The 17458-nt window shown below is 37.6% G+C and carries 15 protein-coding genes and 1 other annotated feature (1 of these 16 cut by a window edge); of the genes, 2 read left to right on the forward strand and 13 right to left on the reverse strand.

Annotated features, from left to right (window positions below):
- Window positions 1-85: a binding site (T-box leader), on the forward strand (it extends 115 nt beyond the left edge of the window).
- 58 nt (window positions 86-143) lie between these two features.
- Window positions 144-1307: a tryptophan synthase subunit beta gene (gene trpB, locus B3D98_RS10945; RefSeq protein ID WP_288582972.1), complete on the forward strand. Its 1164-nt coding sequence runs from the start codon at window positions 144-146 to the stop codon at window positions 1305-1307.
- 43 nt (window positions 1308-1350) lie between these two features.
- Here trpB and B3D98_RS10950 read toward each other — a convergent pair whose 3' ends face one another.
- From B3D98_RS10950 to B3D98_RS10960, 3 genes are all read right to left on the reverse strand, one after another.
- A complete protein-coding gene (locus B3D98_RS10950; protein WP_054549133.1) occupies window positions 1351-2970 on the reverse strand; it encodes a long-chain fatty acid--CoA ligase in 1620 nt (539 codons plus the stop codon).
- Between the two features lie 188 nt (window positions 2971-3158).
- Window positions 3159-4112 carry an L-threonine 3-dehydrogenase gene (locus B3D98_RS10955; RefSeq protein WP_004225462.1) on the reverse strand — a complete coding sequence of 318 codons (954 nt, stop codon included), beginning with the start codon at window positions 4110-4112 and terminating at the stop codon, window positions 3159-3161.
- A gap of 351 nt (window positions 4113-4463) precedes the next feature.
- Window positions 4464-6134, reverse strand: a complete 1671-nt coding sequence (locus B3D98_RS10960) for a methyl-accepting chemotaxis protein (RefSeq protein ID WP_054549121.1) — start codon at window positions 6132-6134, stop codon at window positions 4464-4466.
- Window positions 6135-6368: 234 nt separating this feature from the next.
- On the opposite strand from B3D98_RS10960, the gene B3D98_RS10965 reads away from it, so the two are divergent.
- On the forward strand, window positions 6369-7544 hold the full coding sequence (locus tag B3D98_RS10965; RefSeq protein ID WP_281216983.1) for an FtsW/RodA/SpoVE family cell cycle protein: 1176 nt from the start codon (window positions 6369-6371) through the stop codon (window positions 7542-7544).
- 57 nt (window positions 7545-7601) lie between these two features.
- Here B3D98_RS10965 and B3D98_RS10970 read toward each other — a convergent pair whose 3' ends face one another.
- Genes B3D98_RS10970 through nikB form a run of 10 tightly spaced genes read right to left on the reverse strand, consistent with a single transcriptional unit; the run spans window position 7602 to window position 17428 of the window.
- On the reverse strand, window positions 7602-8582 hold the full coding sequence (locus B3D98_RS10970) for an N-acetylglucosamine kinase (RefSeq protein WP_288582973.1): 981 nt from the start codon (window positions 8580-8582) through the stop codon (window positions 7602-7604).
- A 12-nt stretch (window positions 8583-8594) separates the two neighbouring features.
- A complete protein-coding gene (locus B3D98_RS10975) occupies window positions 8595-9596 on the reverse strand; it encodes an asparaginase (protein ID WP_288582975.1) in 1002 nt (333 codons plus the stop codon).
- Window positions 9597-9614: 18 nt separating this feature from the next.
- Window positions 9615-10766, reverse strand: coding sequence for an ROK family transcriptional regulator (locus B3D98_RS10980; protein WP_048393408.1), 1152 nt, complete (start codon window positions 10764-10766; stop codon window positions 9615-9617).
- Between the two features lie 14 nt (window positions 10767-10780).
- Window positions 10781-11662 (reverse strand): sugar phosphate isomerase/epimerase family protein, encoded by an 882-nt coding sequence (locus B3D98_RS10985; protein WP_048393406.1) that lies wholly within the window; start codon window positions 11660-11662, stop codon window positions 10781-10783.
- 1 nt (window position 11663) lies between these two features.
- The gene (locus B3D98_RS10990) at window positions 11664-12722 is read right to left on the reverse strand and encodes a Gfo/Idh/MocA family protein (protein WP_048393404.1); all 1059 of its coding nucleotides are present in this window, start codon (window positions 12720-12722) and stop codon (window positions 11664-11666) included.
- Window positions 12723-12735: 13 nt separating this feature from the next.
- Window positions 12736-13614, reverse strand: coding sequence for a sugar phosphate isomerase/epimerase family protein (locus B3D98_RS10995; RefSeq protein WP_048393402.1), 879 nt, complete (start codon window positions 13612-13614; stop codon window positions 12736-12738).
- A gap of 18 nt (window positions 13615-13632) precedes the next feature.
- Window positions 13633-14598, reverse strand: coding sequence for an ABC transporter ATP-binding protein (locus tag B3D98_RS11000; protein ID WP_054549116.1), 966 nt, complete (start codon window positions 14596-14598; stop codon window positions 13633-13635).
- Entirely contained in the window at window positions 14591-15583 is a 993-nt protein-coding gene (locus B3D98_RS11005; RefSeq protein WP_054549115.1) for an ABC transporter ATP-binding protein, read from the reverse strand. Before B3D98_RS11005 ends, B3D98_RS11000 begins: the two co-directional genes overlap by 8 nt.
- Window positions 15584-15594: 11 nt before the next feature.
- Window positions 15595-16491, reverse strand: coding sequence for an ABC transporter permease (locus B3D98_RS11010; protein WP_288582981.1), 897 nt, complete (start codon window positions 16489-16491; stop codon window positions 15595-15597).
- 13 nt (window positions 16492-16504) lie between these two features.
- Complete coding sequence (nikB, locus tag B3D98_RS11015; RefSeq protein WP_288582982.1) at window positions 16505-17428, reverse strand: nickel ABC transporter permease; 924 nt, start codon at window positions 17426-17428, stop codon at window positions 16505-16507.
- Window positions 17429-17458 lie beyond the last annotated feature (30 nt).

A 17458-nucleotide genomic window follows, 5' to 3' on the forward strand; every position in this document is an offset into this window, starting at 1 on the left:
AAGGCCGTTTCGCTCCCCGTTACCGGAGCAGGAAAGCGCGCAAAAATTGCGAATGAAGGTGGCACCACGGTTACTCGTCCTTTTTATGAGGGATTGGAGTGGCTTTTTTTTTGGAAAAATTAGCATAGAGGAGTCGAGTTAAGATGAGTACAGTAGTAGAAAAAAAGGGATATTTCGGTGAATTTGGTGGAAGCTTTGTTCCAAAGGAGCTTCAAAATGTTTTAAATAGACTAGATGAGAATTTTCAAAAGTATAAAGAGGATGATGATTTTAAGCAAGAATTAGATTACTATTTCCGTGAATATGTCGGTCGTAAATCCCCTCTTTATTTTGCAGAGAATTTAACAAAGCAATTAGGTGGCGCAAAAATCTATTTAAAACGTGAAGACCTTAACCACACAGGCTCCCATAAAATCAATAATGTATTAGGACAAATCTTACTAGCTAAACGTATGGGAGCAAATCGCGTGATTGCCGAAACAGGGGCAGGTCAACATGGTGTAGCAACAGCTACAGCGTGTGCCATGTTTGGAATGGATTGCACGGTTTATATGGGCTTGGAAGATACAAAACGCCAGGCATTGAACGTATTTCGCATGGAACTTCTCGGAGCGAAAGTTGTAGCTGTCGATAAAGGGCAAGGCCGCTTAAAGGATGCAGTAGATGAGGCATTCGCTGATTTAGTAGAAAACTATGAAACAACCTTCTATTTATTAGGCTCAGCAGTTGGACCACATCCCTTCCCATCAATGGTTAAACATTTTCAATCAGTGATTAGCCGCGAAAGTCGTGAACAGATTTTAGAAAAGGAAGGAAAGCTGCCGACAGCTGTTCTTGCCTGTGTAGGAGGCGGTAGTAATGCCATTGGGGCATTTGCTGATTATATTGCAGACGAAGATGTTCGTCTTATTGGAATAGAGCCAGACAAAGCTGCTACCTTAAACGAAGGAACACCAGGAGAGCTACACGGCTTCAAATGTTTAGTACTTCAGGACGCAGAAGGTAACCCACTCCCTACCTATTCAATAGCAGCTGGTTTAGATTATCCAGGTGCGGGGCCTGAGCATAGCCATTTGAAAACAATCGGTCGTGCTGAGTATGTGACCGTGACAAATGAAGAAGTTTTAGATGCCTTCCAAGTACTTTCTAAGGTTGAAGGTATTATTCCTGCCCTTGAAAGCTCACATGCAGTCGCACATGCTCTAAAATTAGCACCAACTTTATCATTTGAGGAAAGCATTATTATTAATATTTCTGGTCGTGGCGATAAAGACGTTGAACAAGTCTTCCACATGCTAACTAAATAACTCAAAAAAGAGCGACTTCCATTTACGGAAATCGCTCTTTTACCTATACCAATGATTTAGGAGAAATTTCTGCTACATTATCTCGCAGCTTCGCTTTCAGGAATTTTCCGACAGATGTCTTTGGAATTTCTTCTAGAAAGACAACTGCATCTGGTACCCACCATTTGGCAAATTGATTTTCTAAAAAAGCAAGAAGCTCTGGTTCAGTTACTGATTGTCCCTCTTTCAATACAACACAAGCTAATGGACGCTCCTGCCATTTAGCATGGGGCATGGCAATGACAGCCGCTTCTAAAACGGCATCATGAGTCATCAGCGCATTTTCCAAATCAACAGAGGAAATCCATTCCCCACCTGATTTAATAAGATCCTTCGTACGGTCCGTAATTTTAATAAAGCCATCTGCTGTTCGTACAGCAATATCACCAGTATATAACCAACCATCTCGATAGGCATCTGCTGTTCGCTCATCACGATAGTATTCGTTGGAAATCCATGGGCCTTTTAAACGTAATTCCCCCATTGTTTCGCCATCCCAAGGTACCTCACCCGCCTCATTAATAATACTAGATTCGATACCTGCCATTGTCATCCCTTGCATCGCTCGAGCTTCAATACGTTTTTCAATCGGCCAATCTTCCATCCATGACATATAATTAGACAATGCCACGATTGGTGTAGTTTCCGTCATGCCATAGACAACAATATAAGGAATACCATATTTTTCTTCAAATGTCCGAATGAGTCGAGTTGGTGAAGCCGATCCACCACAGCATATCGCTCTTAAAGAACTAATATCTCGTTCTTTCTTTTCCTGCTCCTGTAAGGCACCTATCCAAATGGTTGGAACACCAGCAGTTAATGTAACCTTTTCTTGTTCGATTAAATCCATTATTAATGCTGAAGTGAATTGCGGACCTGGTAGAACTTGTGTAGCACCCACATTGACACTAGCAAAAGGCAAGCCCCATGCATTTGCATGAAACATGGGTACAATCGGCATCACGACATCTCTTTCCGCAATTCCCATAGAGTCAGACATACTCAGCATGATACTGTGTAGTACTAAACCCCGATGGGAATAGACAACCCCCTTTGGATTCCCTGTTGTGGCGCTTGTATAGCACATACCGGCAGGTGCTTCTTCATCAATATCCTCTGGAAATTGAAATTCTTCATCAGCAGTAGCTAATATGTCCTCATAGGATAAAACATTTTGTAATGTAGTCTTTGGCAAAGCTGGTTCATCCGTCATAATGATATAGTGTTTCACTGTCTCAAGTTTTGGCGCAATATTTTCAATGATCGGTAATAAATCTACATCGACCATTAAAATCTCATCTTCTGCATGATTAATAATATAGATCAAATGCTCTTCTGATAAACGAATATTTACCATGTGTAAGATTGCCCCTGAGCAAGGCACAGCAAAATAAGCTTCTAAATGTCGATGCTGATTCCACGCAAAGGAGCCGACTTTTGTTCCTCTTGTCATCCCAAGCTTCGTAAGGGCATCTGCTAAACGACGCGTTCTTTTTGCCCACTGCCCATATGTTAAACGATGTATTTTGTGTGGGCTTGTCCGTGAAATAATTGATTTTCTTGCAAAATAGCTCTCTGCTCGTTTAAAAAAACTAGTTAAAACTAATGGTGCTTGCATCATAAAACCCATCATCCCTTCATTTGTGAATTTCCCCTTGTGAAATTATCATAGCATTAATTTAACTGAATACTATTAATATTCCGAATATTATTATATTTTAATTTCATAATTTAATCTATATATTCCAATAATTTTCTTTTATATATAAAAAAACGGATGAAGTCTAGTCTTCACCCGTTGCCTACCTATTATGAAATTGCTTTTTTATGCAGTTTAATTTTCAATTTTTCTAACATATCTACCGTCATTTTAGCTAAATCATATTCTGCTTTGAAGCCCCATTCTTTTTGAGCCGCTTCAATATTTAAAGAGTTTGGCCAGCTATCTGCAATGGCTTGACGAACAGGATCTACCTGATAGCTCATTGTGAAATTTGGTAAGTGTTTCTTGATTTCAGCCGCGATTTGCGAAGGTTCGAAGCTCATGGCTGTAATATTAAAAGCATTGCGATGAACAAGTTTACTACCGTCTGCTTCCATTAAATCTACAATAGCTTGTAAGGCATCTGGCATGTACATCATATCCATAAATGTACCTTCCTGAATATACGATGTATATTTGCCTTGTTCGATGGCTTCATAAAAAATTTCTACTGCATAATCTGTTGTACCACCACCAGGAGGTGTTACATAAGAAATTAGCCCTGGGAAGCGTACTCCACGTGTATCAACACCAAAACGATTGAAGTAATAATCGCATAATAACTCACCCGCTACCTTATTTACCCCATACATAGTTGTTGGTCTTTGCAAAGTATCCTGTGGTGTATCTTCCTTTGGTGTAGACGGACCAAACGCACCAATCGAGCTTGGCGTGAAAAATTGCATATTTAACTCACGTGAAACTTCTAACGCATTCATTAATCCACCCATATTTAAATTCCAAGCTAACAATGGATTTCTCTCTGCTGTAGCTGATAATAATGCTGCTAAATGCATCATCGTATCTGCACCGAAGTCCTTTGCTAAATCATGCATTCTTTGTCCATCTGTCACGTCCAATATTTCAAATGGGCCCTTAGTATGTTCAAGCTTTCTAATGTCTGTAGCAAGTATATTGTCCTCTCCATAAATACCACGAAGTTTTTCTACTAGCTCAGAACCAATTTGACCAAGTGCTCCAGTAACAATAATCTTTTTCATTTCCCAAAACCTCCACATGTGAACAATTGTACTTTCTGAAAGTACAAAAATACATTAATAAACATTGATTTAATAACACTTTCAATGAAATTCATTATAATGTGTTCGTTTTGAAAATACAACAATTATATTAATAATATTCCATACAAAGAACATACAATCCCTTATTCACAGTATATGAGAACATGAAAAATATTGTGCTACAAAAATATACAAAACACATTTGTACATCTCAAAAACACAAATTATTTACACTTTCATAAGCTAGTTTTGTAACCATGCAAAAAAAAGAATCTTCTTTGCTATTTTTGCAAATAAGACCCTTTTTGAATATTATTCTTTAATATTAAATTATATCGAAAAACGTTTGACAGCTATTTGCAAAACTTTTGATACTTTGCGCAATTCCTTAATATAATTATGGAACTGTTGCTGAGCTGTTAATTGATCAGCTGTTAACGTAGCAACATGCTTAGTAGACACGGCATTCGTATCGGATAAGGCTGTCAGCATACCCGCATCTTCACTTACCTTCTTCGTGTGATTGGCAATCTCTTGAACCGTAGTAGATACTTCCATAATATATGGCTTAATAGTATGTACTTTTTCTAAAATTTGATCAAAACTTGACGCAGTTTGTCCTGTAACAGCTACACCTTTTTCAGTCGCTACTAAAACCCCTTCCATCATTTGTACCGCATAACTCGAATCTAAATGGATGTTCTGTACAATGGATGTAATCGTTTGTGTCGATTGAACAGTTTGCTCTGCAAGCTTACGAACCTCATTAGCCACTACTGCAAAGCCTTTACCATGCTCTCCTGCTCTAGCGGCTTCAATTGAAGCGTTTAAAGCCAGTAAATTAGTTTGCGCTGTTATTCTTTCTATTACCTCAATCATTTGATCAATCGATGCAGCCCGCTCTACTAAATTAAAGATAGCTGTATTAGATTTTTCAACCGCCTGCTTAATAGCTTGCATTTGTGTTAAATTAGCCTGTACAATTTCAGTTCCGCTTTCTGCATCTCTGGCCGTTTTTTGTGCAAAACTTTCTACAACCTGAACCTTTTCTAAAATAACCTGTACATCATTTAAAACCTCCTCTAAGGAAGCAGTATTCGAAGCTAATTTACTAGAAGAAGCAGACGTTGACTCTGAAATAGATTGTACATCCTTCGCTATTTTTAATGTCGTTGTTGATGATTGCTCAGAGGATTTCTGCAATTTCCCTGTCATTTCTTCTACTTCATAAGCACTGTCTGTGACAGTATGGAGTAGTCGTTTCACCTCTGTTACCATTTGATTGTATGACAGAACTACTTCACCAAGCTCATCATGAGCTACATAACTTGCACTGGCAGTGAAATCACCTTGTTCTGCTCGTTTTAATAATGACTTTAGTTGACGGGTTGGCACATTGACTGCCTTCGTTGCAATAAAGCCGATAAGGATAACAAGCAAGACAACCGCTAAGCATACGCCACCTAGTAACCAGTAGCCAAATTGTACATCTTTTTGATAAGCCTGCTGTTGGTCTTTTGCTCGTTGAACCAAATAATTTTGCGTGTCTTCTAATAATGCATGACTCTCCTGACTAATTGGTAAAAATGTTTGCACATAAAACTGATCTAGCTCACCATGGTTCAATTGCTTAAAGTTCTCAATGGCTTCTTCCTGCTTCTTAAGCAATGACTTATACTTCTTAATTTGATGACTCATCTTCTTGTCAATTTCTTGGCTATCTAGATGATCTAAAGGCTGCGCCATGTTTTGTAAAATGGCTGTCATTTCTTTATCGTCACCCTTCGAATCTACTATAAAATCTAATCGACGCTGTGATTCTTCTAGCTCATTTAGCCATCCAATTGGGACCAGTCCCTGTGTGTAACTCTCACTTGCATGCCACGACATTTTCCTTAAATAATCTACACTGAATACACCTAGCAATACATTCGATAATACACAAACAATCATGAGTACAAGTAACTTGTCCTTCACCTTAATGAAACGGAAAAAATGCATGATCCTTGGCTCCTCCTCCAACTCTTACCAATAATGATAGTATAGAGATATAAAGCCAGTGTTATATTTTTGTAAATTTTAATCGAAATATTAAGAATTTATACCCATCATTTAGTTTTATTTAGGTAATTTAACTCGCTAAATTAGCCAGATTATTGCTACTTATTCATACTATTTTTAGAAAAACATTCGCAACCTTCCATACATTGTAAGCGTTCATACTAGAGAATGGAGGTGTTACATTTGACGCAATTCAAGAAGTTAGATTGGAGTTTAGTAATAAGTCTTCTTTTACTCGGCGCTATTAGTTGCCTTTTTGTCCATTCTAGTAGTGTAAATTTTGAACAGTATTCAAGCTCCTTTATTATCAAACAGTTTTTATTTTATGTCATCGGATTAACCATCATGCTTGGAATATCCTTGCTTGATATTGAGCAGTTGAAGAAGATTGGATGGCCATTTTACTTCCTAATAGTTGCTTTAACGGCTGGTCTTATTGTTGCTCCTGAAAGCATTGCTCGAACGATCAATCAGGCAAAATCATGGTATCAAATCCCGTTTTTAGGTTCTCTCCAACCCTCGGAATTTTTAAAGTTCGCTTTTTTAATAGTTGTGAGTAAGGTCATTATTGCTCATCAAGAGAAAAATGTCCGCCCCTCCTATCTAGCAGATTTTTGGTTACTTATAAAAATCGGGCTAATTGTCCTTCCTCCTACGCTACTCGTTTATAGACAACCCGATACAGGTATGGTCATGTTGTATATGGCAATGATTTTACCGATGATTTTCTTTTCAGGTATTCATAGAAAGCTTCTTGTCGTATTTACGGCTGTTCCTCTAGTTATCATCAGTACGCTGGTAGTGCTCTATGTCAGATTTAATGAATTTTTTACAGAGAAGGTTTTAGGTGCTCTATCAGGACATCAGATTTCTAGAATTTATGGATGGCTTCAGCCTTATGAATATACAGATTCTTCTTTTCAAGTACGCCAAGGCTTTATGGCTATCGGGTCAGGAGAATTTGTGGGCAAGGGCTATCTACATAACAATGTCTATGTACCAGAAAAACATACCGATTTTATATTCTCTGCTATTGCAGAAGAGCTAGGTTTTATTGGAGGAGCATTTGTAATCGCGCTACTTTTTTTTGTTATCTATCGTATTGTCGTTATTACGGTAGTAGCGCGAGACCCCTTTATGACTTTAATGGGGGCAGGTATTTCAAGCTTACTAGCCTTTCAAATTACTCAAAATATCGGCATGACCATTGGGCTTTTACCTGTCACAGGTGTCACCCTACCCTTTTTAAGCTATGGTGGAAGTTCGTTATTATCCAATTTTATGCTTATCGGAATCGTCATGATCATTCATCATTCATATAAGGGGTATATGTTTAAAGTAGGAGACTGACAAAATGCAAGTAGAGACATGTATATGCTATTCTCTACTTGCTAAGTTAAGGGGGGATTAATTCGTTAAAAACTTATTCATACTTGCATTATATTGATCGATAAATAGCTTTGCCTCATTATATGGTAATCTTAAAGCAGCTAAAGCGGCACCACCTACCGGTAAGCTATAAGCACCCACGAAGTCATATTGATTACTATTCTTTTTATCAATAGCGATTAATTTTTTAGTAAATAGCTCCAATTCATTAAAAACGCCACCAGCTAGCACTACTTTGACTTGCTTATGTGCAAACGGGTTTTTTTTGTAACAAGCGTTTATACTTTGATAAAAAACATGGCACACTTGATCAATAATTGTATTGGCTTCTCCATCACCACATTTAGCGCATTCAATTGCAACCTTACTTAAAGGTGATATGGTATCCCGCGGATGTCCTTCGCCATATACCACTTCAATTATCTGCGGAACGGATTGTAATCGAAAATATTCTAATACTGCTGCTGTTAGAAGCGTTTCAGGACCTCTTTTGTCGAATGCTTTAAATACCGCTTTTAATGTGCGAATGCCAATATCATAGCCACTGCCCTCATCATCAAAAATATAACCCCATCCTGCTGTACGCTCAATTCTTCCAGATGCATCTATACTAAGTGTAATCGCACCCGTACCAGAAATTTGAACAATGCCTGGCTGCCCCAAGGTTCCCGCATACAGCGCGTTCATTCCATCATTCGATAGTGATAGTTGACAGTCTTTCGGTAAAAGCGAGGTTAATAATGCATAGGTAATTTTCTCATTATTATTTTCTGTTACACCAGACAGGCCAGCATGGCACTTTGTAATGTGTTGAAATTCGTGAGGCTGTTGTCTTTTTAAATTATTTATTAATTCTGTTATCGTCTCTGTAAAATGCTCGAAGCTCATGGATGTGGGATTACTTTTGCCTGTTTCTGCTAGCGCCATAATTTGCCCATGACATGTTGAGATTGTTGCAATCGTTTTCGTCCCACCGCCATCTATTGCCAAAACATGCAAGTGCCTTCACCTCTATACAATTTTAATTGTAGATACAATTTCTCCTACCTCTACCCCTGCATCATTACGCACAAATGCAGGAGACAATGCTTTAATACGCTCAATTGTTTCTTGATTTGTATACTGCATTTGTTCCAATACAGAAGCAATTACATTGGGCCACGGACTTTCGGAGCCATTCATAATTTTCAAGGCAAAACTTACTCCTTCATTTCTTAGAGCAAAACAGTATACACCCTGTGCTCCGCCCTTCGCCACAATATTAGGGTCCTTTAATAATGCTGTACAAATAAAGTTTTGCGCTGCAATGATATGACTCTCTTGATTCATTACTGCTGTAAGTTTTATTACTGCTTCACGAATTAGTTCATCATCAATCAATTCTGGTCGTGCTAACTTTAAATAGGCAATGGCCATGTTTTTTAGCGGAATCGCAAAGACAGGCGCACCACAGCCATCAATCCCTGTACGAATTCTCTCTATTTCATATTCACTTAAATAAGCAATATATTTTTTTATCATCTGTTGCAGTGGATGTTCTGGATGACAATATTGCTTGACATCATAGCCATTTGCTAAACATGCAGTTAAAAATCCTAAATGCTTGCCCGCGCAATTATGAAAGAGTTTCCTCTTTTCAAATCCCTGTTGAATATACTGTGTTTTAGGTTCCTCATTTAATGGATAGGATGCTGCACAAATTAAATCATTTTCATTAATAGGGAGTTTTTCCAGCAAAGAGATTAATGCCTCTTGATGATAAATTTCGCCTCTTTGTGAAGCCAGAAATAATGCACTTTCATTTGAAGTAATTCCGTATTTTTCTATAAAATCAGACATAAAAATGGGAATGGCTTGAAATGGTTTTGCTGCAGAACGAAAATACACAGGCTCATAGTCTTGACCTACAGAGACGAATTCTTCCTTCGTTAGATTCACAGCACTCATTTGTCCATAATGCACATTTTCCATTAATCCTGAACGATACTCCTTTAAAAATTCTGAGTAAGCCACGAATCAACCAACCTTTCTTTAAACAGACAGCAACTGCTTTTGTGCTTGTAATGCCGCTCCTTTAACAACCCCTTCTTTTAATTGATTGGAAAACTGCAAATCAAAGTAGGGTTGTAATTCCTTCCATATATACTGTTTACACTTTTCACTAAGTAGTTTTTGAAATGTCACATTGTGCTCAATAATTTCTCCACTGACGATGACAGCCTCTGGTTCGTATAAACAAACTAGATTATTGATGGCTATAGCTAGAAAAGTAGCTACATCTTGTTGAATATCGATCGCCCATTGCTCACCTTGATCAACACACTGCAAAATCTCTTCTATTGATTGAATATTAAGATTTTTAGGCGTTCTTTTTAACAGCGTAACTTCAGAAACATACATCGATAAGCATCCTCTTTTACCACAGTGACACATTTCACCAAAGGGATTAATCGTTATATGACTTATTTCTCCAGCTTTATTTTGAATGCCACGATACACTTCTCCATTTAATAATATGGATGCTCCTATTCCCGTTCCAATTCCGACTAAAATACAATTTGAATACAGTGGCGTATAGATATCACCAATTTCAGCAATGATTTGCATTTTTAATTCATTATCTACGATGACTTCACAACCAAAAACACCATTTAAATCTTCTCTTATATGGCAGTTTTCCCACTTCAATTGCTCAGAGGAAACGATAATTCCTTCCTCGTTATTGATTACTCCTGGAATTCCTATCCCAATGCCTAGTAATTTATCCTGAGCAATCTGATATTCTGTCATGATATTTTCTATAGATCGTTTAAGTAGATATATAGCTTCTTCGTATTGATGCTTGATGCTACATTTGACTTCCTGAAAGGCAATAAGCTTCCCTAAGAAATCTAGTATACCTATTCGAATAGTAAAACAGTCAATTTCTATCCCAATCGTATATAAAGCATCTTCTCGCATATGAATTAACGTAGGACGTCTACCAATGGCTGTTTCTTCCGATACCCCTTCAAGAATAAAGCCTTCCGCTTCTAGCTCCTGCACAATACGAGTAATAGTCGTAGGGCTCATTTTTGTATATTTTGATAATTGAATTCTTGAAATTGGCGCCATCTGCCTTATTGCGTCAAGCACAATATATTTATTTTGTCTTCGCATTTGTACTTGATCTTGCTTTTTCAAATTAGATTCAACCCCTATTTAAACTTTTCTATGAATTGTACAGCTTCTTTGATGTCTTTTTCGGGATTTGATCTCACTTCTCGTTCAATAGTTAAATAGCCATTGTATCCGATTTCTTGTAAAGCTGAAAAATAAAGCTCGAAATTGACATCTCCATGACCTAATGGAAGTTCTCTGAAAAACTCTCCATTTTCCACCATTTCTTCTATTTTATCATGAGATGTTCCAGAATCGTATCCTAAGTACCCGTACACATCTTTAGGATTCGTTGACTGCAGTTGAATACCATCCTTTACATGTGTATGTACAATATATTTCTTTAATAGTTTGACTCCAGCTACAGGATCATCTTTTGTTACCATCACCATATTGGCTGGATCAAAATTAACCGATACACCGTTCGTTGATAGCTTATCTAAAAACTCTTTTAATGTTTTACTCGTTTCTGGCCCTGTTTCAATCGCAAAATAAGCATCTAATGATGTAGCATATTGTCCTAATTCTTCACAAGCTTCCAGCATTGTTTGATAGATTGGGTCATTTTCATCTTCAGGAATAATACCGATATGGGTTGTAACAATGGATGTTCCTAGGTCCTTGGCTAATTGCAGTATTTCTTTTGATTTTTTTATTTTTCTGGCATTTTCTGCTTTATCTTGGAAGCCATGTCCTCCTAAATCTCCACATAAGGCGGAGATTTCTAGACCTAACCCTAAAATATACGCCTTCAATTCTGCTCTTTGTTCAGCATTTAGGTTATCGGGGTCCAGCTCACCTGAAACGGCATACATTTGTACCCCCTGTGCCCCAACTTCTTTCGCCTTTAACAAACCTTCACGAATAGGTATACGAAAGCTGTCTACTATCACACCGATTTTATTATCCAATTTCACCATTTTAATAAACAACCTCCTTTCCTTCAGTTGCAGAAATATAAATACCTTCTAAGATTTTCATAATTTCTACCCCATCCTCCACAGGTGCAACTGAATCATAATGATGAAGGCAACAATCAACAAATGAATTAATTTCATTTTGAAAGGCAGTTGCAAAATCAAAAGTTAGATCGTTAATTTGAGGATGAATATTTAAAATCGTATTATGCTCTTCACTTACAATTTTTAATTCAGGCTCTAGCTCTGCTCCACCGTTCGTGCCATATAGCTTAATACTTATTTCATCTTTTAAAGCATGTAGTGTATAGGAAACGTCTACCATTAGCGATGCTCCATTCTCAAATGTAATGAGGGCATTTGCTAAGTCTTCTACTGTGTTTTTCGTTGCATCATAGTCTGCAGCCTTGTAGAAGGATAAATTTTCTATATGATTTCGATTTCCTAATTGATTGTAAGTATGACCTGTTATACGTTTCACCTTTGGTCTACCCATTAAGTACCAGCATATATCAATTACATGTACCCCTAGATCAATTAAAGGTCCGCCGCCAGACTTATCAATTTCGGCAAACCAGCCTCCTGGATTCCCTAATCTTCTTAGGCAGGAAGCTTTGGCATAATAAATATCGCCCAATTTGTTATCGTCGATGAAGCTTTTCAGTACTTTGGTATTTGTTGCAAATCGTCTTACATAGCCCACTTGAAATACTTTCTGATGCTTTTCTGCAACCTTTTGGATATTTAGAGCCTCTGCATAAGTCATAGATAGCGGCTTTTCTATTAGAACATGTAAGTCATTTTCCAAAGCAAAAATCGCCAATTCTGCATGCGTATTATTCCATGTACAAATACTGACAGCATCCACATTTTTATCTGCGAATAGCTCTTCTTTTGAAGAAAAAACATGTGTTGCTCCAAATTGGGCTGCTTTTGCTTTGCCTCGTTCAATGGAAGCATCATACACGCCATATAATTCAACGTATGGATTATTCGTATAGGAACCTAAGTGAAAATCTGAAATAGAACCTGTGCCAATGACACAAACTTTTAATTTATCCATGTGCTTTCCCCCTTTAGAGCTTGCATTCATTCCATAAACGACGTACATTATCCATCCCTATTTTTGAACCAACTTGGCAATCTTCCATCCCTTCAAACTCAATAGTAAGATAGCCATCATATCCACTGCCTTTTACGAGTTTAATAATTTCTCGAATATTTATATCACCATGCCCGACAATAGCACCTCTGATGTAGTTGTTATGAACTGTACGGAACCACTCGCCCTCACCTGGATTTTCATAATAAGGACGAATATAAAAATCTTTGAAATGCACTGTAGCAGCATAAGGAATGTTTTTCATAACACCAATGAGAGGCTCTTCATCAATACATAAAAAATTACCGATATCTAAAGTTGTTTTAAAGTTGTCTCTGTTTACCGCATGAATTAATTGTTGTACACGATCACTTGTTTGAACATTAAAGCCATGATTTTCAATCGTTGTCGTAATATTAAATTGTTTCGCGTAATCTGCAATTAACTGACAGCCTCTAACCATTTCTTCAAAATGCTCGTTGTAATAATGAATGGATGTTTGCTCCTTTGGTAAGGTAAAGAGAGTAACGTCATGGCGCATAATGTGAATACCCATATGATGTACTACATCAATATGTTTCTTTAAACGTTCAACTTCTTCTAAAAAAGCTTCCTCCGTATCATGAATAAAGTTAGCTGGTAACGAATAGGCGGATAACTCTAATCCTAGCTCTGCTGCTTTATCTTTAATTTCAGTTGCAAGTTCATAGTTATCTACAACCGTAAATTCATAGGGCACTAATTCTACATGCTGACCACCGTTGTCTGCTACCCATTGTAAAACATCTAGAACATCCATCTCTCCCTGTCTCATTTTTTTAACCATGCTGTATGTGCTTAACCCTATTTTCATTTATAAACATCCTCTCCATTAGTTAACAAAGTGACATGCAACACTTTGCTCTTCGTTAATTTTCCTCATTTCTGGTATAGCTTGCTTACATATATCTGATGCAAAGGGGCACCTTGTGTGGAAGGTACAACCACTCGGCGGATTTTTAGGATTTGGAATATCACCAGTTAAAACGATCTTCTTTTTTCGTAATGTTGGGTCTGCAATCGGTACGGAAGCAATGAGCGCTTGTGTATAGGGATGCTTTGGTTCATTAAATATGGTTTCTTTACGCCCAATTTCTACAATGGATCCTAAATACATAACCCCAATATAATGGCTAATATGTTCTACAACACTTAAATCGTGAGAAATAAAGAGATAAGATATTTTATATTCTTGCTGCAATTGCTTTAATAGATTCAATATTTGTGACTGTATAGATACATCCAACGCAGACACAGGCTCATCAGCAATAATTAATTTTGGCTTTGTTATTAAAGCACGGGCAATACCCAAACGCTGTCTTTGTCCACCACTGAACTCATGTGCATAGCGATCAGCATGTTCAGCATTTAATCCAACGACTTCCAGCATTTCAAGCACTAGTTTTTCACGCTCTGCTTTCGAAAGTTTTGTATGAATTTCTAAAGGCTCTCCAACAAGCTCCTTGACCTTCATTCTTGGATTCAATGAGGCATATGGATCTTGAAAAATCATTTGAACAGTTTGCCTTAAGTGCCTTAATTCAGATGGCTTTGCAGTAGCTACTTCTTTCCCATCCACAACGATACTTCCATTCGTTGGTGCTATCAATCTAGTAATTAATCTGCCCGTAGTAGATTTCCCACAACCACTTTCCCCAACTAAACTAAATGTCGTACCTTCTTCTATTTCAAAGGAGACATCTATAACTGCGTTAACATATTGCTTTTTTTGAAATAACCCTCCGGCTATTTGAAAGCTCTTTTTTAAATTCTCCACTTTTAATATACTGTTAGGCATTTACTTCCACATCCTTTTTCACATATAGCCAGCAGCTACATTGGCGTGTAGCCGAAATTTTTACTGTCGGTGGACTCTCCTGATGGCATATAGACATCGCTTGATTACAACGTGGAGCAAATTTACAACCATTCGGCATATTTTGTGGGGATGGTACTTGACCATTGATAGAATCTAATACTTCTTTGTTATCACCAATTTTCGGTACAGATGCAATTAAACCTTTTGTATAGGGATGCTTGGGGCTAGCAAATAATTCAAAGACATCTGCTTCCTCTACAACCTGCCCTGCATACATGACCACTACCCTATCACACATTTCCGCCACAACACCTAAATCATGTGTAATTAATAAAATAGCTGTCTCATTTTCTTCCTTTAGCTTTTTCATTAGCTCTAAAATTTGAGCTTGTATCGTGACATCAAGCGCAGTGGTTGGTTCGTCAGCAATAAGTAAATTAGGGTGGCAGGCCATAGCCATTGCAATCATTACCCGTTGGCGCATTCCTCCTGAGAGCTGATGTGGATATTCATAAATGATTTCCTCGGCTCTTCCTATGCCCACGCTTTTTAACATTTGGATTGCATGATGCTTACTTTCGTTTTTCGGCAGCTTCAAATGCATCTCAATTGCTTCCATTAACTGCTTGCCTATTTTTAAGACAGGATTTAAAGAAGTCATGGGCTCTTGAAAAATCATGGCCATTTGCTTGCCACGAATCTTCCGAATTTCTGATTCGGACATTTTCGTCAAGTCATGTCCATTAAAATGTATAGAGCCATTGACGATTTTGCCTGTAGTACCGTGAAATAATTGCATGATGGATAACGATGTTAAGCTTTTTCCACTGCCCGATTCTCCCACTAAGCCTACTATCTCTCCTTTACGGATGGAAAAATTGACACCTCTTAAAATTTTGATTTCCTTATTATCACGCGTAAAGGACGTTTCTAAGTCAATTACTCGTAATACATGTTCTGGCATAGGCATTCTCCTTAATTATTTTTTATTTTTGGATCTAACACATCTCGTAATCCATCACCTATTAAGTTAAATGCTAGTACGGTTAAAAATATGGCAATACCTGGCATTATGACTACATGCGAAGATGTCCCTAAATAGTCGCGCCCACTACTTAGCATTACTCCCCACTCAGGCATTTCAGGGCTTGCACCTAAGCCTAAAAAACTTAAACCAGAAGCTGCTAAAATGGCTGTCCCTATACGCATTGTGACAAAAATGATTAACTCACTAATTGTTTCAGGGAAAATATGTTTCCACAGCACTCTAACATGCGATGCTCCCATAGATTGTGCTGCTTCTACATAGACATTCTCCTTCGCATTCAATGTAGCACCTCTGACTAAACGAGCAAAAGATGGCACACTAAAGATCATCACAGCAATGATGACATTATTAATACCAGGGCCCAATAAGGCTACAATGGCAATCGCTAATAATAAATCAGGGAATGAAAACAACACATCACAGCTACGCATGATGATTTTGTCAACCCACCCACCGAAGTAACCGCTAATTAAACCTAAAATAGTTCCTAGTATTAAGCCTAAAAATACGGCACTGAAACTCACCATTAAGGATATTTTTGCGCCTACTATTAAACGACTAAAAATATCTCGACCATACTCGTCCGTTCCTGCCAAATGACTTGCACTTGGTCCCTCTAATAAAGCATTATAATTCGGTACAAAAGGATCGTAAGGTGCGATATAAGGGCCAATAATAGCGATTACAATTAACAATCCTATAAAGATACTTGCTACCAAAGCAGCCTTTTGTTTTTTAAAAGACTTCCAAAATTCTTTAAGAGGAGAGTATTTTCTTTGTGTATTTTGCACTTGGCTATTTTGCACAGTAGTTGGTGAAGTCATTTTGTTCCCTCCCTTAAGAATTTAATTGGATTTTTGGATTTAACACGGTATAAAGCACATCAACGATTAAATTGACTAAAATAAATTCAAATGCAAATAACAGCAGTGCAGACTGAATGACGGGATAATCTCGAAAGGCAATCGAATCAATTAAAAGTCGTCCCATTCCTGGAAAACTAAAGACTGTCTCCACTACCACCGATCCTCCTAAGAGAAATCCGAATTGCAGACCTGCTACTGTTACCACAGAAATCAAGGAATTTCTTAAAGCATGGGTAACAATAACGGAGTGTTCTTTCAATCCTTTTGCTCTCCCTGTTCTTATAAAATCTGCTTGTAACGTTTCAAGCATGGAAGAACGAGTAAATCGCGCAATCATTGACATAATGCCAGCCCCTAAAGTCAAGGAGGGCAAAATATAACTAGAAAAGCCATCTAATCCACCTGTCGGAAATAGCCCTAGCTGCACTGAAAATAATTGAATTAATAATAAGCCCAACCAAAATCCTGGAATTGAGATGCCAGAAACAGCCGTTACCATACCAAAATAATCAGGCCATTTGTTTTTATTGATGGCAGAAAGAACACCAATCACCAAACCCATTAATGTAGCCCAAAACATGGAAAGGAAAGTAAGATGAAGAGAAGGCATAAACCTTGTTTTAAACATATCTATGACAGGTAGTCCTGTTGTTAAAGATGTTCCAAGCTCACCCGTCACAAGATTTTTCATATAATCCATGTATTGTTTAAGAATGGGTTTATCTAAACCTAACTCATGGCGTACATTTTCAACATCTTCTAGCGTGGCATCCTTACCAGCTACTAATCTTGCAGGGTCACCTGGTATGAAATGAATAAATAAGAATGTTAATATAGAAATGACAATTAATATCGGTATCATTTCAACAATTCTTCTTGCTATATACTTCCACATGTGGCCTTCCTCCTTTCTATTTTTATGGAA

The organism is Lysinibacillus sp. UBA5994 (assembly GCF_002429725.1).
Taxonomy (GTDB): Bacteria; Bacillota; Bacilli; order Bacillales_A; family Planococcaceae; genus Lysinibacillus; species Lysinibacillus capsici.